This window comes from Lentisalinibacter salinarum (assembly GCF_040706555.1).
Classification (GTDB): domain Bacteria; phylum Pseudomonadota; class Gammaproteobacteria; order Steroidobacterales; family Woeseiaceae; genus Lentisalinibacter; species Lentisalinibacter salinarum.
Map to the genome: position 1 here is coordinate 216,002 of NZ_JAPDRH010000001.1, position 20,376 is coordinate 236,377.

The 20,376-nt window shown below is 69.4% G+C and carries 18 protein-coding genes; 10 read left to right on the top strand and 8 right to left on the bottom strand.

Annotated elements, in window-relative coordinates:
- The first annotated feature begins 10 nt into the window (after window positions 1-10).
- Both ACJMKZ_RS00865 and ACJMKZ_RS00870 read left to right on the top strand, forming a co-directional pair.
- Entirely contained in the window at window positions 11-2,062 is a 2,052-nt protein-coding gene (locus ACJMKZ_RS00865) for a tetratricopeptide repeat-containing sulfotransferase family protein (protein ID WP_405231281.1), read from the top strand.
- Entirely contained in the window at window positions 2,059-2,694 is a 636-nt protein-coding gene (locus ACJMKZ_RS00870) for a sulfotransferase family 2 domain-containing protein (protein ID WP_405231282.1), read from the top strand. Before ACJMKZ_RS00865 ends, ACJMKZ_RS00870 begins: the two co-directional genes overlap by 4 nt.
- On the opposite strand, the gene ACJMKZ_RS00875 is transcribed toward ACJMKZ_RS00870, so the two are convergent.
- The 3 genes from ACJMKZ_RS00875 to ACJMKZ_RS00885 form a co-directional block, all read right to left on the bottom strand.
- Window positions 2,691-4,508, bottom strand: coding sequence for an adenosylcobalamin-dependent ribonucleoside-diphosphate reductase (locus tag ACJMKZ_RS00875; protein WP_405231283.1), 1,818 nt, complete (start codon window positions 4,506-4,508; stop codon window positions 2,691-2,693). The genes ACJMKZ_RS00870 and ACJMKZ_RS00875 overlap by 4 nt on opposite strands.
- A 16-nt stretch (window positions 4,509-4,524) precedes the next feature.
- Window positions 4,525-5,193, bottom strand: coding sequence for a dienelactone hydrolase family protein (locus ACJMKZ_RS00880; RefSeq protein ID WP_405231285.1), 669 nt, complete (start codon window positions 5,191-5,193; stop codon window positions 4,525-4,527).
- Window positions 5,194-5,308: 115 nt separating this feature from the next.
- A complete protein-coding gene (locus ACJMKZ_RS00885) occupies window positions 5,309-6,454 on the bottom strand; it encodes a CapA family protein (protein WP_405231287.1) in 1,146 nt (381 codons plus the stop codon).
- Window positions 6,455-6,585: 131 nt separating this feature from the next.
- Between ACJMKZ_RS00885 and ACJMKZ_RS00890 the strand changes: the two genes are divergently transcribed.
- Both ACJMKZ_RS00890 and ACJMKZ_RS00895 read left to right on the top strand, forming a co-directional pair.
- Window positions 6,586-7,128, top strand: coding sequence for a flavodoxin domain-containing protein (locus tag ACJMKZ_RS00890; protein ID WP_405231289.1), 543 nt, complete (start codon window positions 6,586-6,588; stop codon window positions 7,126-7,128).
- A gap of 11 nt (window positions 7,129-7,139) precedes the next feature.
- Window positions 7,140-7,541, top strand: a complete 402-nt coding sequence (locus ACJMKZ_RS00895; RefSeq protein WP_405231291.1) for a GFA family protein — start codon at window positions 7,140-7,142, stop codon at window positions 7,539-7,541.
- On the opposite strand, the gene ACJMKZ_RS00900 is transcribed toward ACJMKZ_RS00895, so the two are convergent.
- A complete protein-coding gene (locus ACJMKZ_RS00900; RefSeq protein ID WP_405231293.1) occupies window positions 7,538-8,242 on the bottom strand; it encodes a glutathione S-transferase family protein in 705 nt (234 codons plus the stop codon). The two genes, ACJMKZ_RS00895 and ACJMKZ_RS00900, sit on opposite strands and share 4 nt — an antisense overlap.
- A gap of 125 nt (window positions 8,243-8,367) precedes the next feature.
- On the opposite strand from ACJMKZ_RS00900, the gene ACJMKZ_RS00905 reads away from it, so the two are divergent.
- Complete coding sequence (locus tag ACJMKZ_RS00905; RefSeq protein WP_405231295.1) at window positions 8,368-10,137, top strand: ABC transporter transmembrane domain-containing protein; 1,770 nt, start codon at window positions 8,368-8,370, stop codon at window positions 10,135-10,137.
- 107 nt (window positions 10,138-10,244) lie between these two features.
- Here the strand turns inward: ACJMKZ_RS00905 and ACJMKZ_RS00910 are convergent, their stop codons facing one another.
- From ACJMKZ_RS00910 to ACJMKZ_RS00920, 3 genes are all read right to left on the bottom strand, one after another.
- Window positions 10,245-10,514: a DUF2061 domain-containing protein gene (locus tag ACJMKZ_RS00910; RefSeq protein WP_405231297.1), complete on the bottom strand. Its 270-nt coding sequence runs from the start codon at window positions 10,512-10,514 to the stop codon at window positions 10,245-10,247.
- Between the two features lie 108 nt (window positions 10,515-10,622).
- On the bottom strand, window positions 10,623-11,525 hold the full coding sequence (locus ACJMKZ_RS00915) for an alpha/beta fold hydrolase (RefSeq protein ID WP_405231298.1): 903 nt from the start codon (window positions 11,523-11,525) through the stop codon (window positions 10,623-10,625).
- Between the two features lie 121 nt (window positions 11,526-11,646).
- Window positions 11,647-11,997, bottom strand: a complete 351-nt coding sequence (locus ACJMKZ_RS00920) for a helix-turn-helix transcriptional regulator (RefSeq protein ID WP_405231300.1) — start codon at window positions 11,995-11,997, stop codon at window positions 11,647-11,649.
- Between the two features lie 144 nt (window positions 11,998-12,141).
- Here ACJMKZ_RS00920 and ACJMKZ_RS00925 point away from each other — a divergent pair, with 144 nt between their 5' ends.
- Entirely contained in the window at window positions 12,142-12,807 is a 666-nt protein-coding gene (locus tag ACJMKZ_RS00925) for a Bax inhibitor-1/YccA family protein (RefSeq protein ID WP_405231302.1), read from the top strand.
- Between the two features lie 49 nt (window positions 12,808-12,856).
- Here the strand turns inward: ACJMKZ_RS00925 and ACJMKZ_RS00930 are convergent, their stop codons facing one another.
- Window positions 12,857-13,795, bottom strand: a complete 939-nt coding sequence (locus tag ACJMKZ_RS00930; protein WP_405231303.1) for a sodium:calcium antiporter — start codon at window positions 13,793-13,795, stop codon at window positions 12,857-12,859.
- A 191-nt stretch (window positions 13,796-13,986) separates the two neighbouring features.
- On the opposite strand from ACJMKZ_RS00930, the gene ACJMKZ_RS00935 reads away from it, so the two are divergent.
- From ACJMKZ_RS00935 to ACJMKZ_RS00950, 4 genes are all read left to right on the top strand, one after another.
- Window positions 13,987-16,401, top strand: coding sequence for a Lon protease family protein (locus ACJMKZ_RS00935; RefSeq protein ID WP_405231305.1), 2,415 nt, complete (start codon window positions 13,987-13,989; stop codon window positions 16,399-16,401).
- On the top strand, window positions 16,385-17,176 hold the full coding sequence (locus tag ACJMKZ_RS00940) for a hypothetical protein (RefSeq protein ID WP_405231307.1): 792 nt from the start codon (window positions 16,385-16,387) through the stop codon (window positions 17,174-17,176). The genes ACJMKZ_RS00935 and ACJMKZ_RS00940 overlap by 17 nt, the downstream gene beginning before the upstream one ends.
- Window positions 17,177-17,271: 95 nt before the next feature.
- Window positions 17,272-19,278, top strand: a complete 2,007-nt coding sequence (locus ACJMKZ_RS00945) for a protein-L-isoaspartate(D-aspartate) O-methyltransferase (protein ID WP_405231308.1) — start codon at window positions 17,272-17,274, stop codon at window positions 19,276-19,278.
- Between the two features lie 105 nt (window positions 19,279-19,383).
- A complete protein-coding gene (locus ACJMKZ_RS00950) occupies window positions 19,384-20,367 on the top strand; it encodes a DnaJ C-terminal domain-containing protein (RefSeq protein ID WP_405231310.1) in 984 nt (327 codons plus the stop codon).
- Window positions 20,368-20,376: the final 9 nt, after the last annotated feature.

Below are 20,376 nucleotides of genomic sequence, written 5' to 3' on the forward strand. Positions count from 1 at the left end.
GTATCGGATCGTGAGTGAAGCAGCGGCAAAAGGCGAACGAACGGCACACGAGCGTGCGCTCGCCGGCGCCCGGCAGCTCATCCAGGCGGCGCGCTTCGAGGAGGCCGAGGCCGCCATGCTCGACGTGCTCGGCGAATCGCCGGCGCCCTTGCTGGAAGCCGAGGCTCGCTACACTCTGGCCGTCGCCCGGCGCTACGCGAAGAACTACGAAGCCGCGCTGCAGGCGGCGGACGAACTGCTGGCCCTGCGCCCGGAGTACGGCCGGGCCTGGCAGGAGAAGGGCTACACCTGGCTCGCCATGAACCGCCCGGCGGAGGCGGCGGCCGCATTCGCGCAGGCCACCGAGCTGAATCCGGGTCTGACCGGGAGCTGGAAGGCCCTGGTCAACCTGTACCGCAACGCGGGCCGGGAGCAGAGAGCCCGGCATGCGCAGAACCAGATCGAATACCTGGCGTCGCTGCCGCGGGAGCTGCTCGCGGTGATCGACCTCATCCACGAGGGCAAGCTGTACAAGGCGGAGCAGCTCTGCCGCCGGTTCCTGCAGGAGCACAAGCAGCACGTCGAGGCCATGCGCCTGCTGGCCGACATCGGCGTACGCCTGAAGGTGCTCGACGACGCCGAGTTCCTGCTGGAGACCGCGGTGGAACTCGAGCCGGAGAATACGCGTGTCCGCGTCGACTATCTCAGGGTGTTGAACCGCAAGGGCAAGTTCCGCCAGGCCCGGGAGCAGGCGCTAACGCTGCTGGAGCGGGAGCCGGACAACCCGGTCTTCAAGCTCGCCTCGGCCAGCGCACTGACCGGGCTGGGCCGCTTCGAGGAGGGCCTCGAGCTATACCGGGAGTGCATCGGCAAGACCACGAACAAGGCGGGCATCCACGTGATGATGGGTCATGCCTTCAAGGCCATCGGCCGGCTGGACGATGCCATCGGCGCGTATCGGGAAGCGACACGGCTGCGCCCGGACTACGGCGATGCCTACTGGAGCCTCGCCAACACGAAGACCTACCGGTTCGCCGAAGAGGAGATCGAGGAGATGCGTCGCCGCGAGGCGGAGCCGGGCATTGCGGCCGACGACCGCATCCACCTCTGTTTCGCCCTCGGCAAGGCCCTGGAGGACCGGGCGGAGTACGAGGAGTCCTTCGGCTACTACCGGCGTGGCAATGCGCTCAAGAAGGAACGCTCCGGCTACGACGCGGACAAGACCGAGGCCATGATCCAGGCCCAGATCGACGTGTGCACGCGGTCTCTCTTCGAGCAACGAGCGGACGTGGGCTGCGGCAAGCCCGACCCGATATTCATCGTCGGGCTGCCCCGGGCCGGCTCCACGCTGCTGGAGCAGATCCTCGCGTCCCATTCCATGGTGGACGGGACGATGGAACTCCACGACATCCTGGCGCTGGCGCAGCGGCTGCGCGGCCGCACCGCCGTCGACGAGGGTCGCTACCCGCGCATACTCACCGAACTCGACGACGACTATTTCCGCCGCTTCGGGGAGAAGTTCATCGAGGACACCCGGGTCTACCGGGGCGACGCGCCGTTCTTCACGGACAAGATGCCGAACAACTTCATGCATATCGGCCTCATCCGCCTGATCCTGCCGAATGCGAAGGTGATCGACGCCAGGCGCCACCCGATGGCCTGCTGCTTCAGCGGCTTCAAGCAGCTGTTCGGCGAAGGCCAGGACTTCACCTATGGGCTGGAGGAGATCGGCCGCTACTACCGCGACTATGTGCGGCTGATGGACCACTGGGATGCCGTGCTGCCCGGCCTCGTGCTGCGCGTGCACCACGAGGACGTGGTGGAAGACCTGGAGACCCAGGTGCGGCGCATCCTGGATTTCTGTGGGCTGCCCTTCGAGGAGGCCTGCCTGGAGTTCCACAAGACCGAGCGCAGCGTGCGCACGCCGAGTTCGGAGCAGGTCCGCCAGCCCATCTACCGCAGCGGCCTCGAGCAGTGGCGCCACTACGACCCCTGGCTCGATCCGCTGAAGGCAGCGCTGGGGCCCGACGTGCGGCGCAGCTACGGGATCGACCAGGACATTGACCAGGATCGGCCCGGTTGATCATCTCTCACCGGCACCGCTTCATCTTCATCGCCGTGCCGAGAGTCGCCACGCGGGCGCTGCGCCAGGCCCTCACCATGCATCTCGATGCCATGGACTGGCAGCAGCAGAACCTGTTCGCCGAGTATCGGTTGCCGGTACCCGACCTCGCGGCGGAGGAGCACGGACACCTGTCGGTGCGCGACATCCGGCCCCGGCTTCCTGACGAGCTGTGGAACGCGTATCTCAAGTGCGCGTTCGTCCGTGACCCGTTCGAGCGCTTCGTCGACACTTTCCTGTCGCTGGAAGAGGGGGAAGTGCCGTCCCCGGCCGAGGCGACGCCACGCATGAAGCGCGAACTCGCGACGGAGCGTTTCCGGCGTCGGCGCCTCACGCTGCCCCAGTCCGATTTCCTGATGGACACCGAGGGCGCCCTGGCCACGGACTTCATCGGGCGGTTCGAGACGTTGCAGTCGTCCTGGGAAGCCCTCTGCGGCCGTCTCGGTCTCGAGCCGGCGCCGCTGGAGCGCCGCCGCGTGCCGGAGCGCCGCGAATGGCTGCGCTATTACGACGACGAACTCGCGGGGATGGTGGCGGACTACTATCGGGACGACCTGGCGAACTTCGGCTATGTTGCCCCTGTCGACTCCTAGTCCGCCTCCCGCTCGATATCGCAGCAGAGCACCCGGTCGGGCGGCCTGCCCGCTTCCGTGCTGAGCACGGCGCCGCGCACCGGGTTTGGCCGGAACACCGTGCAACCCTTCAGGCCCAGCTGCCAGGCGCGGGTGTAGACCTCCTCGAAGTCCGCGCGGGAGCAATCCTCCGGCACGTTGATGGTCTTGGAGATGGCGTTGTCCACCACCTCCTGCAGGGCTGCCTGCATGGCCAGGTGTTCCCGCGGCGCGATGTCCCTGGAGCAGCGGAACGATTCCGGCACGGACTGCGGCCGGCCGTGATGCTCGCGCCAGTGGGCGTAGGCATAGTCGGTCACGTCGAAATTGCGGTAGTCGCCCGACTCGTCGAGCACCTGCCGGTGCCCCTCGAGCGCGAAGATGGGCTCGATGCCGCTGGAGACGTTGCCGGCCAGCAGGCTGATGGTGCCCGTGGGCGCGATGGCCAAGAGATGACTGTTGCGGATGCCGTGCCCGGCGATCGCGTCGCGGATGTCCGCGGGCAGGCGCTGGATGTAGGGACCGTCCAGGTACGGTTCGCGCTCGTAGCAGGGGAAGACGCCCTTCTCCCGCGCCAGCTCCACCGAGGCCCGGTAGGCAGCATCGCGGATGACCGTGAGCCACTCGCGGGCCCGGTCGCGGCCGGCGTCGCTGTCGTAGGCGATGCCCAGCATCGCGAGCGCATCGCCGAGGCCCGTGACGCCCAGCCCCACACGGCGGGTCGTGCGGGCCTGCTCCTGCTGGGCGGCCAGCGGGAAACGGGACGCGTCGATCACGTTATCCAGGAAGCGCACGGCTACCGGCACGACGTCGCGCAGCGCGTCCACGTCCAGGGCGGCATCGCGGCCGAATGCGTCCCGTACGAAGCGCGTCAGGTTCAGCGATCCCAGGTTGCAGGCGCCGTAGGGCGACAGCGGTATCTCGCCGCACGGATTGGTGGCGGTGATCCGTTCCCGGTAGTGGAGGTTGTTCTCCCGGTTGACCGCGTCGGTGAACAGCACGCCCGGCTCGGCCGACTCCCACGCGGCGTTCATGATGTGGCGCCACAGTTCCCGGGCGGCGATCCGACCCTGCACGCGGCAGGGCACCGGATCGGTCCCGCCCGTCCAGACCCGCTGCACGGATTCCTCGCCGCCCTCTCCGGGGAAGCACAGCGGCCAGGCGTCGTCGTGCGCCACTGCCAGCATGAACTCGTCCGGCACCTGCACCGAGACGTTGAAGTTGGTGAGCACCCCCGCCTCGCGCTTGGCATCCACGAAGGCGAGGATGTCGGGGTGGTCGCAGCGCAGCGTCCCCATCATCGCGCCGCGGCGCGCGCCGGTGGACAGCACGGTGGCGCACATGGCGTCCCAGACCCGCATGAAGGACACCGGGCCGGACGCGATACCGCCGACGTGGTCGGTGCGGTGACCGGCCGGCCGCAGCGTGGAGAAGTCGTAGCCCACGCCGCCGCCCCATTGCATGGTGATGGCGCCCTCCTTCACGTGCTCGAAGATGCTGTCCAGCGAATCCTCGATGACGCCCATCACGAAGCAGTTGAACAACGTGCGGTGCCAGGCGGTGCCGGCGCCGGCCAGGATGCGTCCGGCCGGCAGGAAGCGGAAGTCGTCCAACAGCGCCTCGAACTCGCGGGCGCGGGCATCGCGATCGGCGTTCTCCGGCGCCGCCACGGCCGTCGCCACCCGCCGCCACGTGTCGCCGATGGTCTTCTCGGCATGACCGCCGGGCGGATGGTAGCGGTACTTCGAGCGCCAGATGTGCTCGGCGAGGCGTGTCTGGAAGTAATGGCGGGTCATCGCCGCGGCCTCCGTCTCAGTCCTGCGTCTGCGCGAGGCGCTCGACGAACCAGTCCCGCGCGAGGCGTTGTACCTCCTCCAGGGCGCCGGGCTCCTCGAACAGGTGGGTCGCGCCCTCGACGATCGCGATCTCGGCCGGGCAGCGCATCCGCTCCCGGGCGCGGCGGTTCAGTTCGAGGACCTGCGGGTCGGCGCCGCCGACGATGAGCAGCGTGGGCGCCTGTACCCGCGGCAGCTCGTCCCCGGCGAGGTCGGCGCGTCCGCCCCGGGAGACCACGGCAGCCACCCGGTCGGGCTTGCGCGCCGCGGCGATCAGTGCGGCCGCAGCGCCGGTGCTGGAGCCGAACAGGCCCGCCGGCAGGGCGGCGGCCGCGGACTGCTCTGCCAGCCAGTCCAGCGCGCCGCCGAGGCGACGCGCCAGCAATTCGATATCGAAGCGGAATTCCCGGGTGACCTCGTCGACCCGTCCTTCCCCCGCGGTCAGCAGATCGAACAGCAGGGTGCCGAGTCCGGCCGAGCGCAGGTACTCTGCGACGGCGTTATTGCGCCGGCTGTAGCGGCTGCTGCCGCTGCCGTGGGCGAACACCACCACCCCGGCGGCGTCCTCCGGTATCTCCAGCCAGCCGGCGAGCGTGGCGTCACCCGCCCGGATCGCCGATTCGGCTCTCGCTCTCCGGTTCTCCATACCGATCGCCACCTCCGCTGTGCGCCGCGGCGGCACCGGCGGCGCGGTCTCTCGCCGGCGCCATGCCGTTCCATGCTAGGCCGGCCCTCGGCGGGCCTTGAATCAGAAGATATACCTAAGGCGCTGCGACGCCCGACCAGTCCGGGACGAGGCAGCCGGCCTGCACGCGGATCCGCGCGGCCTCGCCAGGGGCGGCCTTCTCCAGCCGGCGCGCGAGCCATTCCGCGTCTTCCGGTCGGGCCGTCACGAGGCGCAGCCGCCGGATCGCCAGTGGCACCATGGTCAACGCCGTCGCGCGGCCGCTGCCGGGGTCGACGGTGACGAAGTACATCAGCGACAGCCAGGGGCGGAACGCCTCGTGGCCGCCGATGCCCTCGTAGTCGTTGAGGAAGTCGCCACAGCCGTAGAGGATCAGTTTGCCCCGGTGACGCTCCATACCCTTCGGGTGATGGGACGAATGGCCGTGGATGACGTCTGCGGCCCCGCTGTCGACCAGCCGGCGGGCGAAATGCCGTTCGTCCCGGCTGATCTCGTAGCCCCAGTTCCCGCCCCAGTGGATCGACGCCACCGTGACGTCGCCCGCGCGCCGGCCGGCAAGCATCGCGTCGGCTACGGCGTCGGCGGTCTGCGGCGCGAGATCCGGCAGCCGGTTGACGCCCGCCCGGGCCCGGCCGGCCGCCCAGTCCTCCGGCACGCCGCCCGAGCCGAGGGCAAACCCGTGCACGACCACCCGGGAGCCGTCCGCCAGCGGGAACACAGCCGGTTTGGCGGCCGCGGCCGCGTCCCTGCCGGCGCCCGTCACGGCGATGCCGGCCCCCTCCAGGGTGGTCAGGGTTTCCTCCAGCCCCCGGTAGCCGAGGTCCATGACGTGATTGTTCGCCAGCGTGCAGCCGTCGATGCCCGCCGCCCGCAGGCAGGCGACGTTGTCCGGATGCATGCGGTAATGGATGCCCTTGGACGGCCAGAAGTCGTTGCTGGTGGTGATGCCGGTCTCGAGATTGACGAAGCTGAGGTCGTGCGGCGTTCCGGCCCACACCGGGAGCGCCTCCCCCCAGACGTAGGCGGGATCCACCGGCTGGGGCACCGGGCCGCTCTCCCGCTCGGCCAGGCGGACGTAGTCCATGGCATTCCTGACCCAGGGTTCGTGCAGCTCCGGCGGCACGGAGCGGGCCTGGATCTGGTCGATCCCGCGGCCGGTCATCACGTCACCGCACAGGAACAGCGTCGGGCTGGACCGGGATTCGCCGGCATCCGCCGCCATGGTTGCGTCCCTCGCGCTACGAGCCCGCCTCCAATATGGATCGTCGCGGGCAGGCGCTGCATCCGGGGAAGTGACTACCGGTCCGACTTGCGGCTGGCATTAGTCGTCCGCCGGCGCAAGAATAGCGGGTCATGAAGCGCTTCCTCTTACTCTACGCCACCCGTGAGGGTCAGACCGCCAAGGTCGCCGAACGTATCGCGGGGCAACTGCGTGCCGCCGGGGCCGAGGTGACAGTGATAGACGCGGCAAATACCCTGACCGCGGATGCGCTCGAACTCGCGCGCTTCGACCGGCTGGTATTCGGCGCGTCCATGCACGCCGGCGGACTCGAGAAGGAACTGGTGGGTTTCATCAACGGCCACGCGGACGGGGTGCGGCGCCAGGCGCGTTCCCTGTTCGTGGTGCTGCTCAGCGCGGCGGCGAAGGACCCCGCGCTGCGGGAGGAATGGCTCGGCGATGCGCGCGACAAGATCGAGTCACAGCTCCGCGTGCCGTTCGAGCACGTCGAGATGATCGCGGGTGCGCTGAGCTATTCGAAGTACCCGCTGCCGCTCAGGTGGATGATGCGGCGTATCGCCCGCAAGGCGGGCGGGGACACCGATACCAGCCGGGACTACGAGTACACGGACTGGGAGCAGGTGCGCCGTTACGCGCAGTCGCTGCTCGAGGACTGAAGGAGGACGGCTTGGCGGGGGAGAACGGCCAGTGGCTCGAGGGCGGCTGCCATTGTGGCCGGGTCCGTTTCCGCGTGCGCGTACGGGAGCCGCGGGCGCTCGCCTGCAACTGCTCCATCTGCGCGAAGAAGGGTTTCCTCAACCTGATCGTGGCGCCGCAGGACTTCCGTCTGCTCGAGGGCGAGGACTCGCTCTCCACCTACCGCTTCAACACGGGCGTCGCCGAGCACCGCTTCTGCCGGGTCTGCGGCATCCATCCGTTCAGCCGGCCGCGCTCGCATCCGGGCAGCTACGACGTCAACGCCCGCTGCCTGGACGGCGGCTTCGACTTCCTCGAGATCACGCCCTTCGACGGCCGCAACTGGGAGGAGAACGTGGCTTCGATCAGGGACGAGGCTGACCGCGAACGCTAGCCGTTGAACTTGCCCGCGTTGCGCACGGGCGCCGGGACCTGGGGCTCGAACTCGCGGGCGTCCGCGAAGGCCTTCCCGAAAGCCGGCCGCTGCGCCAGGCGCGACAGATAGGCGCGGAAGATCTCGTCCCGGCACAGCCCGTAGCCCCGGGCCCAGGTGACATTGTGGCCCACCACGCAGTCGGCCGCCGTGAACGCGTCGCCGCAGACGAAGCCGTGGCGCTCGAGGCGCGCCGCGAGCTGCGGCTCCACCTCGGCCTCGAACTTGTCGCGGTAGCGCCGCGCCGTCCGCGGGTCCTGCTGGTCGTCCGCCAGGACGTGTTCGTGGATGCGGATCTGCCAGAGCATCATGTCCATGGACGAGGCGCCGAAATGGGGCATCTGCAGGTAGTCGGCGCGCTGGCGGGACAGGGCGTCCGGAGGTGGCGCGAGTCCCTTGTCCGGGAAGGCGTCGGCCAGCCAGGCCACCATGGCGCCACTCTCGAGCATGTTCATGACCGACCCGTCCGCGAAGGTGACCTCCAGCGCCGGCACGTTGTGATGCGGGTTGCGCTCGAGGTACGCCGTCCGGTACTGCTCGCCCCGGTAGAGATCGACGGTTATCACCTCGAAGTCGTCGTCCAGCACTTCGTGCAGGGCCCATTTAACGCGGGCGCTGCGGGTGGCGGGGAAGTGGAATAGCTTGAAGCGGACGGGTTCCATGGCGGTCTCCTTGCAGCGGGCGCGGGCAGCTCGGCGGTGCCGGAGCATCATAGCGCGTCGGCGCGGCGCGGATGGTATGAGCGGCGCCATTGACATCGGGTGACAATCGGGCGGCAATAGCCGGCATGGATCCCGAGGAAAGACCCGGAGGCCGTTCGCTGCGGCCGCTGGCCACGCTGTGGCCCTTCATCCGGCCCTATACCCCCACGCTGTTTGCGGCCCTGTTCGCCCTGCTGGTGGCCGCGGCCGCGATGTTGGCGCTGCCGGTCGCGCTGCGCTACCTCATCGACCGGGGCTTCGGCGACGGCGACGTGGGCACCATCAACCGCTACTTCGGCTGGTTCATGGCGGCGGCCGCCGTCTTCGGGGGTTTCGCGGCGTTGCGTTTCTATCTGGTGTCCTGGCTCGGCGAGCGGGTGGTCGCCGACATCCGCAGCACCGTGTACGACCGGGTCATCCGCATGGATCCCCTGTTCTTCGAGGTGACCCGCACGGGCGAGGTGCTGTCGCGTCTCACCACCGACACGACGCTGGTGCAGAGCATCTCCGGCGTGAGCCTCTCCATCGCGCTGCGCACGAGCCTGACGCTGATCGGCGCGCTGATCATGCTGATGCTGACGAGCTTCCGCCTCGCCGGCTACATCCTGCTGCTGATCCCGCTCGTGATCGTGCCGCTGATCGTGGTGGGCAGGCGCATCCGCCGGCTGTCGCGCACCGCGCAGGACCGGGTGGCCGACACCAGCGGGCTGGCCGGGGAGACGCTGAACGCCATCCAGACGGTGCAGGCGTTCTCGCTGGAGGAACAGGTGAGCCGGCGCTACAGCGACGCCGTCACCGAGAGCTTCGACGCCGCGGTACGGCGCACCAAAGCGCGCGCCGGCATCACCGCCATGGGCGTGATCCTGGTGTTCGGGGCCATCACCTTCGTGCTGTGGCTCGGGTCGCGGGCGGTCGTGGCCGGCCAGATGACGGGCGGCGAACTCGGGCAGTTCCTGTTGTATGCGGCCTTCGTCGGCTCGTCGGCGGCGGCGCTGAGCGAGGTCTGGGGCGAGATCCAGCGGGGCGCCGGCGCCATGGAACGGCTGTCCGAGCTGCTGGAGGCCCGGCCGGCCATCGCGCCGCCCGCCGATCCCCTGCATCTGCCCGGCCGGGCGAGCGGGCGCATCGCGTTCGAGGACGTGACCTTCCATTACCCGTCCCGGCCGGAGACCCCGGCGCTCGCCCAATTCTCGCTGGCCATCGAGCCCGGCGAGACCGTGGCCATCGTCGGGCCGTCCGGTGCCGGCAAGAGCACGAGCTTCCAGCTGCTGCTCAGGTTCTACGATCCGCAGACCGGGCGCATCCGCTTCGACGGCGTCGATATCGCCCGGGTCGATCCGCGGGAGTTGCGCGGCCAGATCGGCCTGGTGCCCCAGGAGACGGTGCTGTTCGGCGCGAGCGCCATGGAGAATATCCGCTACGGCCGCTCCGGCGCCGACGACGAGGCCGTGATGGCTGCGGCGCGGGCGGCGGCCGCCGACGAGTTCATCCGCGAGCTGCCGGAAGGCTACGACACGTTCCTCGGCGAACGCGGCCTCAGGCTGTCCGGCGGGCAGCGCCAGCGCATCGCCATCGCCCGGGCCATGCTGAAGGACCCGCCGGTGCTGCTGCTGGACGAGGCCACGAGTTCGCTGGATGCGGCCAGCGAGCGCCTGGTGCAGCAGGCGCTGGAGGAGCTGATGCGCAACCGGACGACGCTGGTGATCGCTCACCGGCTGGCCACGGTGAAGCGCGTCGACCGCATCGTGGTGATGGACCGCGGCCGCATCGTCGCGGTGGGCAATCACGAGGAACTGGTGGAGAAGAATCCGCTCTACGCCCGGCTGGCGGAACTGCAGTTCGGCACGGAAGAGTAGGAGGGCCTTCAGGCCCGATCAGTTCAGGCCCGATCAATTCAGGCCCGATCGGACGCGCGGATCGGGGCTAAAGCCCCTCCTACGGGCGCGCGTCGCGGCTGAAGCCGCTACTGCAGGTCGTCGGCGACGCCGCGGTGCAGGGTACGCCGTATCGTGCCTCTCGGCACGAGCTGCCACGCCCGCTCGTGCAGGTAGTAGATCAGCAGTTTGACGACCGGTTCCACGGTGCCGACAGCAAGCGCCACCGCAAGCTCGCCGGTGACCGCCAGTGCGATGAGGGCGGTGGTGATGGTGCCGGTGATCCGGTAGGTGACGGCCTTGAGGATGCTGCGGAGCGGGGATTCCCTCTCCGTCGGCGGTGCGACTGACAACCACATGGTGCGGCGCCTCCGGGACGCCAGTCCAGACGGACGCCGCGGATCATGCGCCCGGTCGGGCCGGCACGCAAGAGCCGGCCGTCACGGTCCCCGATTATCCCCGCGCGATCAGGACCGGCCGTGCCGCGGTTGTCGTTCCAGGAACCCGGACCAGGCGGCGAAGAACTCCGCCGGGCATTCGAAGTGAGGCAGTGCGCCGGTGTCGAAGGGATGCACCGTCCAGTTGTCGCGGTCGGCCGTCCAGTCGGCACCGCTGAAGTCCTGGAAGTCGCCCTTCGTGCCGTGGGCCAGCCATACCGGCTGATGCAGGCGTTCGTAGACGTCGCGGATGTCCTTGCTGAACAGCCGCCCGCTCAGGAACGCATAGGGTGCGTGCTCGGCGCCCGGCTGGTGGGTGGTGAGATCGTCGTAGGCGGCCAGGCCCTCGTCGTAGTCGTCCGACCCCCAGGTGCGCTTCAGGAAGTAGCGGATGCTCTTCGGGCGGACCAGCAGGCTGTACAGGCCCCGGCGCCAGAGAGGCACGGTGAGCGCGGCGTGCAGCAGCGGCACCTCACGGTTGCTGCCCTCGGCCTGCCGCAGGCGCTCCGCATCGGCCGTGAAGCCCGTGGGCGTGATCAGCGCCAGCGTGCTGAACCGATCCGGCGCCTCGGTGGCGGCTCGGGCGAGGAACTCCGAGGCGAGGGACAGGGCGAGGGTATGCACCGGCGCGCCGCCGCAGTCGGTGGCGATGCGCTCCAGCATGTCGTGCACCGCATCGGTGTAGAGCCTGGCGTTGTAATGACGCCGGGAGCGCTCCGCGAAGCCGAAGCCGGGCAGGTCCGGGGCGTACACCCGCCGGGTGCCCCGGTAGTTCTCGAAGACCGGCTTCACCTCGTAGACGGAGCCTGCCGCGTTGATGCTGTGGATCAGCAGCATCGGCGGGCCGTCGCCGGCGACGTAGTAGCTCAGGCCGCCGGCGCGGCCGCTGAACTCGATGCGTTCGGCGTCGACGGCTTTCGGCAGCTCTGGCACGCGGTCCCTCCGGGCAAAATGACCTCGTCGAGGGTACACGAGCGGGCCCGGCGATGCCGGTCGTTCCGCGCCGCGCACGGGGACAGACAGCGGTGCGTCTGGGCGGCCCGCGGGCGCGGGATCAGCGCTGGTTGTCCACCAGCAGCTCCGGATTGCGCCGCTGCATGTCGAGTTCGCGAACCTTCTCCGGGCTGAGGATGAAGGCGAGCATGTCGCCGACCGTGCAGTGGGCTTCCAGCGGATGTCGCAGGTGCTGGCCGGTGTCGATCACGTACATGTTCCGACGGCCGTCCTTCACCCGGGTGAGGATGCCGGCGCGGTCCAGCTCGCTCACGAGTCGGGATGCCGAGCGTTCCGTGATGCCGACCCGCTCGGCCACGTCACGCAGCCTGGCGTGGGGGTCCTCGGCGAGGCATACCAGTATGTGCGCGAAATTGCTGAAGAAATTCCAGTGGCTGGGCGAGTCGTTCATCGCTGTCGTCCGCGGTGCTGGACACGGTTATGGTAGGGCCGAAATAACGCGAAAGCAATTTCTGGTCTTTTCGGTCTGGTTTGGTGGCGTGACGGTGTGATACCGTCCGCTGAACGTCCAATCGCAACCGCAAAGGAAGCATCGATGAATACACCTGTCAGCACCATATCGAGGACACGTGAGAGCACTGTCGCGACCAACCGCGTGCTGCGAAACACGTACGCCCTGCTGGCGATGACGCTCGCATTCAGCGCGCTGACCGCCGGCGTATCCATGGCGCTGAATCTGCCGCACCCGGGACTCATCATCACGCTGGTGGGCTACTTCGGCCTGCTGTTCGCGATCACGAAATTCCGTGACCGCGATTTCTCCGTGCTGCTGGTATTCGCCCTCACGGGCTTCATGGGTTACACCCTCGGGCCGATCCTGAATGCCTATCTCAGCATCCCGAACGGCGGCCAGGTGGTGGCCATGGCGCTCGGCACCACCGCGGTCGCATTCCTCGGCCTGTCGGGCTACGCGCTGAAGTCCCAGCGGGATTTCAGCTTCATGGGGAGCTTCCTGATGGTGGGCATCCTCGCCGGTTTCTGTGCCGGGCTCGGTGCCATCTTCTTAAACATGCCCGCGCTCTCGCTGGCCGTGTCCGGGCTGTTCGTGCTGCTGATGGGCGGCCTGATCCTGTGGGAGACCAGCAACATCATCCGCGGCGGCGAGACCAACTACGTGATGGCGACTGTCACCCTGTACGTGGCCATCTTCAATCTCTTCACCAGCCTGCTGCACATCTTCGGCGTCATGGGCGACGAGTGACCCGTGCCGGGAGCCGTTGACTCGCGTCGCCGAGTCAACGGCTCCCGCGTCAGGCCGTCAGCTTCAGGGTCACGTAACCCGCATACAGACCCAGCAGCAGGGCGCCATCCAGGCGCTGCAGTCCGCGTCGGCGGACCAGGAACAGCACCAGCACCAGAGCGGTCAGTCCGAACAGCCACGGCAGGTCGAACGTCAGGACGCCGCGGTCGAAGGCCAGCGGTGCGATGAGTCCGGCCGTGCCGATCGGTACCAGCGTGTCGAAGATATTGCTGCCCACGATGTTGCCCACCGACAGGGAGACGCTCTTGCGCAGCACCGCATTCACCGAGATGGCGAGTTCCGGGAGACTGGTGCCGAGGCCGATCACCAGCGCCGAGATCAGCGTCTCCTGCAGGCCGAATGTTTCCGCGATACCCACTACCGATCGCACCGTCAGCTCGGAGGCGAGAGCCACGACCAAGAGCCCCGCGGCAAGCCGTATCCACGCCGCCACCCCGCTGCCGGCGGCGCCGAATTCCTCGAGACTGTCGCCGACCTGCTCCCGCGCCAGCAGCGCGACGACGTACATGACGTAGACCACCACCAGCGCGGCACCCTCCACCCGGGAGACGAGCCCGTCCAGTGCGAACAGGCCCAGCAGCGCCGTCGCGCCCAGCAGCATGCCGCCGTGGCGGTAGACGTAGCGCCGCGGCAGGGTCAGATACGTGAGCACGCCCGCCGTGCCCAGCACGAAGCTGATCTGGGCCACGGAGCTGCCAACCGCGCTCCCGACCACCACCCCAGCGGCCTCGCCCGAGAGCAGATTGCGGATGCCGGCGTCGATGGCTACGGCGAGCTCGGGCAGGTCGCTGCCGACGGAGAGCACCAGCAGCCCCACGATGAACTCCGGCAGGCCGTAACGCCGCGCGATCGCCAGGGCACCGCCGACCGTGAGCTCGGTGCCCAGCACCAGCCCCGCGAGACCGAGTATCAGCAGCAGGAAATCCATACGCGCTCTGCAGCCGCTTCCGCCGCAGCCTAACTTAGCCGATGGGCGCGCCGGTCGCCCCCGTAATTTCCGCTATGGCCCCGTCGCAGACGCTGGGCGAGACTGGTCCGGCAGGCAGGAGCCCGACAGTTATGGCCGGTCACGGCACCAGAGGGACAGAGCGATTCCGCATCTCCGCGGATGCCCTCCATGTGCGCTCCGACCTGCGTGACTGCGATTTCGCCAGCACCGACGACCTGCCCGTCCGCGAGCAGGTGGTGGGCCAGAGCCGAGCTCTCGGCGCCGCCCGCCTCGCCGTCGCCGTGGACCGCGACGGCTACAACCTCTATGCCCTGGGCGAGCCGGGCAGCGACCGCCACGGTGCCATGCGTCAGCTCCTGGAAGAGGCGGCCGCGCAGCGCGAAGTACCGAGCGACTGGTGCTACGTGCATGCCTTCGACGACCCGCAGAAGCCGCGGGCACTGGAACTCCCCGCCGGCGAGGGACGCCGGCTGCGCGAGCGGATGAAGCAGCTGATCGACGACGTCTGGTCGTCGGTGCCGGCCGCCTTCGAGAGCGACGAGTACCGCCATCTGCGCTCGGAGATCGACGAGGAGTTCGAGGAGCGCCACCGCCACGCCCTGGAGGAGATGGCGGAGGATGCCGAACGCAACGGCCTGCGGCTGCTGCAGACGCCGGGCGGTTTCGCCTTCGCGCCGGTGCGTGACGGCAAGGTCATCGACGAGGAGGCCTTCGGCGAGCTGCCCGAGGACGAGCAGGAGGAGATCCGCCGCAAGATCGCCGAGTTCGGCGAGCGGCTGGTCGCGCACCTGCGCCAGCTGCCGGCCTGGCAGCGGGAGCACAACGAGCGCGTGCGCCAGCTGGACCGCCAGGTGGGCGTCTCCGCCGTAGGGCCTTTCCTCGAGGAGCTGAAGGAGCGCTACCGGGCGCTGGGGAACGTGAGCGCCTACCTGGAGGGTGTGGAGCAGGACCTGCTCGCACACCTGCCTGCCCTGATCAACCCGGAACCGTCGCCGCCGTTCATGCCGCAATCCGGCCGGCGTCAGCGCCCGAAGTTCCTGCAGCGCTACGAGGTCAATGTGGTCGTGGATAACGGTGGGCTGGATGCCGCGCCGGTGATCTACGAGCAGCACCCCGTGTACCACAACCTGGTGGGCCGCATCGATCACTACGCGGAGTTCGGCTCGCTGGTCACCGACCACCGGATGATCCGCGGCGGCGCGCTGCAGCGTGCCGGCGGCGGCTTCCTGGTCATGGACGCAGACCGGCTGCTGCGCGAACCTTTCGCCTGGCAGGCGCTGAAACGCGCGCTGTCCGGACGCGAAGTCACGATCCAGAGCCTGCAGCAGATGCTGAGCCTGATGACGACCGTGACGATCGAGCCCGAGCCGATCCCGGTGACGGCGAAGATCGTGCTGGTCGGCGAGCGCTGGCTGTACTATCTGTTGAGCGAGTTCGACCCGGAATTCTCCGAGCTATTCCGCGTGGCGGCAGACTTCTCCGACGTGATCGACCGCGACGGCGGGCACAGCGAGGAACTGGCCGCGCTGATCGCCGGGATGGTGCGCCGGGACGGGCTGGCGCCGTTCAGCCGCGACGCCGTCGCCCGGGTGGTGGAGCACAGCGCCCGGCTGGCCGGCCACGCGGACAAGCTGTCGGCCCGCATCCGTCCGCTCGGCGACCTGCTGGCCGAGGCGTGTCACTGGGCCCGGGAAGCCGGGCGCCGGCGCGTGGACGAGGAAGACGTCGAGCGGGCGCTGACGGAGTACGAGCATCGTCACGACCGCATACGCGAGCGCCACCGGGAGGCCATCGCCCGCCGCTCGATCCTGGTGGACGTCACCGGCGAGGCGGTGGCGCAGGTCAACGGGCTGTCGGTGCTGCAGCTGGGCAAATACGCCTTCGGCCATCCCACCCGCATCACGGCGACCGTGCGCGTGGGCGATGGCAGCCTGCTCGACATCCAGCGCGAGGTGGAGCTCGGCGGGCCCATCCACAGCAAGGGCGTGCTCATCCTCGGCTCCCTGCTGGGCGCACGCTACTCGCGGGAGGTGCCCCTGTCCCTGTCGGCCAGCCTGGTATTCGAGCAGACCTACGGCGGGGTGGAGGGCGATAGTGCCTCTGTGGCGGAGTTCTGCAGCCTGGTATCGGCGCTGGCCGAGGTGCCGGTGCGCCAGGGCATCGCGGTCACCGGCTCCGTGAATCAGCACGGCCGGGTGCAGGTGGTCGGCGGCATCAACGAAAAGGTCGAGGGTTTCTTCGACGTCTGCAGTGACGCCGGCCTGACCGGCGATCAGGGCGTCATCATTCCGGCCGACAACCGCAAGCACCTGATGCTGAGGCGTGACGTGCGCGAGGCCGTGGAGGCCGGGCGCTTCCACGTCTACGCGGTGGCTACAGTGGACGAGGCCGTCGAGCTGCTGACCGGCGAGCGCGCGGGCGTCGCCGACCGTGACGGCAAGTACCCGCCCGGGACGGTCAACGGCCGTGCCCAGGCGACGCTGTCCGGTTTCTCCGAAGGCCGGGCCCGGTTCGTCCAGCGGCAGCTCGACATCGTCGGGAAGGCCGGCATCGGCATTGGCGACGGCGATGGCGACCCCGAGTGACCGAAGACTCAGCATCGCCGTCGCGCTGGATCCGGCCGCGCCGCTGGAGAGTGTGCTCCGGTCTGCGCTGTCCCTGGCCGGGCCCTCCGCCACCCTGATCGGTGTCTTCGTGGAGGACACGGAGGCCACGGAACTGCAACGCTCCGGACTCGCCCGGGAGGTGACGACGCTGGGTGAGACCCGGTCGATCGGCGGCGGGCGCCTGGCCCGGCAGCTGGCCGTGCGTTCGCGCGCCGTGCGGCTGTCCTTCGAGCGCGGCGCGGCCAGCCTCGGCGTGCAGCACTCCTTCGAGGTCCTGCGCGGCCCGGGTATCGAGGGTCTGCGCCGCCGGCTGGAGCAGCTGGACGCGCTGGTGATCTCGCGGGCATATCGGCGGGCGGGAGTGCGCAGCTGGTACGGGCTGCCCGTGCACCGACTGGTCGGTAGCGCCGGGCGGATGGTGCTGTTCGTGCAGGAGGAGTGGTCCAGTGGCCGTCGGGTGGTCCTGCTGCCTGCCGAGGGAGAGCGGGGGGCGGCGACTCGGGCGCTGGCCGGGCGGATCGCGGCCGCGGAGGCGCTGGAGGCCGTCGTGCTGGCCGAGCCGGAGACAGGGGCACCGGCGCCGGCCGGATTCCGGTTCCGGCCGCTCGCCCGGGCGACGCCCGCGGAGGTGGCGGCCGCGCTCGGCGCCGAGGACGCGCGGGTGCTGATCGTCCCCCGGGAACACCCGCTGGCCGCGCCGGCCGCATTGGCCGAGCTGCTCCGGCGCACGGATGCCTCGGTCCTGCTCGCCTGAGTTCGGTAAACCCCGGTGTTGAAAGGGCCGGCTGCGGGCGTAGATTGGGAGGGAGACGGACGGAGACCGGCCGCTGGCGGCCGGGAGGAGAGCGTATGGATACCGCCGCTCACGCCCGCGCGGACGAGCTGCGCGAGGAAAGGGACCGGATGGTCACGCGCCAGATCGAGGGCCGGGGCGTACGGTCCGTTGCAGTGCTGGAGTCGATGCGACGGGTACCCCGGGAGGCGTTCCTGCCCGAGCATCTGAGGGAGTTCGCCTACGACGATAATCCGCTGCCGATCGGGGAGGGCCAGACCATCTCCCAGCCCTACATCGTGGCGATGATGATCGAGGCGCTCGCCCTGGAAGGCGGCGAGAAGGTGCTGGAGATCGGCGCCGGCTCGGGCTACGCTGCCGCGGTCCTCGGCGAGATCGCCGGCGAGGTGTACACCATCGAGCGCGTGGGAGCGCTGGCCGATCGCGCCCGCGAGGCCCTCGCTTACCTCGGCTACGACAATGTCCACGTGCTCCATGCCGACGGCACACTCGGCTGGGCCGATGCCGCGCCCTTCGATGCCATTGTGGTGGCCGCCGCCGGGCCGGGGGTGCCCGACTCGCTGAAGAGCCAGCTGAAGGTGGGCGGCCGCCTGGTGATCCCGGTCGGGCCGCGGCCTTATGCGCAGGAGCTGGTCCGGGTTACCCGCGTCTCGGAGTCCGACTTCGCCACCGAAGACCTGGCCGATGTGCGCTTCGTGCCGCTGGTGGGTGAGCAGGGCTGGGACGCCGGCGGCGGCGAGTCCGCAGCGCAGACCGGCCGCCGGCCGGCCACGCTGGAGGCCAGCATCGCGCAGCGGGCGGAGCCCTTCGACGACATCGACGGCGCCGGCCTCGACGGCCTCATGGCCCGCATCGGCGATGCGCGCATCGTCTTGCTCGGCGAGGCGAGCCACGGAACGTCCGAGTTCTACCGGATGCGCGCGCGCATCACGCGGGAGCTGATCGAGCGCAAGGGTTTCGACTTCATGGCCATCGAGGGCGACTGGCCGGACGCCGCCCGGGTAGACCACTACATCCGCCACCTGGAATATCCGCCGTCGGAGTGGACCGCCTTCGCCCGCTTCCCCACCTGGATGTGGCGCAACGAGGAGGTGCGCGAACTGGTGGAGTGGCTGCGCCGGCATAACGGCGGCCTGCCCGGGCCGGAGCGCTTCGCCTTCTACGGGCTGGACCTCTACAGCCTCTACACCTCCATCCGGGCCGTGCTGCGCTATCTCGACGACGTCGATCCGGATACCGCCGCGCTGGCCCGCCGCCGCTACGGTTGCCTGACCCCCTGGCAGACCGATCCGGCCACCTACGGCCATGCCGCGCTCACCGGTTCCTACCGCAGCTGCGAGGAGGACGTCGTGCGCATGCTCACCGATCTGCTGGAGCGGCGCGAGGAGTACGTGGCCGCCGACGGAGAGCGCTTCCTGGACGCGATGCAGAACGCCCGGCTGGTGGCCAACGCCGAGCGCTATTACCGCAGCATGTACTACGGCTCCCGCAGTTCCTGGAACCTGCGCGACACCCATATGTTCGACACCCTGTCGCTGCTGCTCGAGCACCATGGTCCCGAAGCGAAGGCCGTGGTCTGGGCGCACAACTCTCACATCGGCGACGCCGATGCCACCGAGATGTCCGCCCGCGGCGAGACCAATATCGGCCGCCTCTGCCGTGAGGCCTTCGGCGAGGGTGTCTACACCATTGGCTTCGGCACCCACGGCGGCACCGTCGCAGCCGCGTCCGACTGGGACGGGCCAATGGAGGTGAAGATCGTGCGGCCGTCGCTGGCCGACAGCTACGAGCGCCTGATGCACGACACCGGCGTCGGCCACTTCCTGCTGGATCTCTCCGACGACGGGGAAACCGAGTTGCGCGAGGCGCTGTCGCGGCCGCGCCTGGAGCGGGCGATCGGTGTGATCTATCGTCCCGAAACGGAACGCATGAGCCACTATTTCGAAGCGGTGCTGCCGCGGCAGTTCGACGAGTACGTCTGGTTCGACAGCAGCCGCGCCGTCACGCCGCTCGCCACCGACGAGCTGGAGGACATGCCGGATACCTATCCGTTCGGACTGTAGCCTCCGCAGGGCGTCAGCAGGACTCCCGGCCGACGCTTGAAAAACGGCTTCCCGGCCACGATCTATATGCTGACGGGCGGGAGTCTCGCGTATCGAGCAGGGCGTATGAAGTACAAGGACTATTACAAGATCATGGGTGTGGACCGGGATGCCACCCAGGACGAGATCAAGCGCGCCTACCGCAAACTCGCCCGCAAGTATCACCCGGACGTCAGCAAGGAGGCGGATGCCGAGGCCCGCTTCAAGGAAGTCGGCGAAGCTTACGAAGTGCTGAAGGACCCGGAGAAGCGCGCCGCCTACGACCAGCTCGGCGCCGACTGGAAGGCGGGGCAGGACTTCCGTCCGCCGCCCGACTGGGACGCCGGTTTCGAGTTCTCCGGCGGTGATTTCACGGGCGGCGACGCCTCGGCGTTCAGCGACTTCTTCGAGTCGCTGTTCGGCGGCCGCGGCATGGGCGGCGGCATGGGCAACTTCCGCCAGGCCCGCGGCGGCGGTTTCAGCGCCCGGGGCGAAGACCATTACGCGAAGATCCTGATCGACCCGGAGGACGCCTTCGAGGGCGTCACCCGATCGATCAGCCTCACTGCACCGTCGGTGGACCGTGAGGGGCACGTGCGCACCCGGCAGCGCACGCTGAACGTGCGTATACCGAAGGGCGTGCGACCGGGCCAGCACATCCGCCTGGCCGGCCAGGGCACGCCGGGCATGGGCGGCGGCAGCGCGGGCGACCTCTACCTGGAAGTGGAGTTCCGGCCCCACCCCCTGTACCGGGTGGACGGTGCCGACCTGCACCTGGACCTGCCGCTCGCTCCCTGGGAGGCCGCCCTGGGCGCGAAGGTGGAAGTGCCGACGCCGAAGGGCACGGTGGATCTGACCATCCCGCCCAACACGTCGGCGGGACGCAAGCTGCGCCTGAAAGGTCGCGGGCTGCCCGGCAAGAACCCGGGCGACCTCTACGCGACGGTGCGCATCGAGACGCCGCCGGCCGACACGGAGGACGAGAAGGCCGCCTACCGCCGCTTCGCGGACCAGTTCGAATTCGATCCGCGCGGCCGCATGGTCAGGCGCGGCACGGAGGCGGGCCGCTGACCCGCCCGG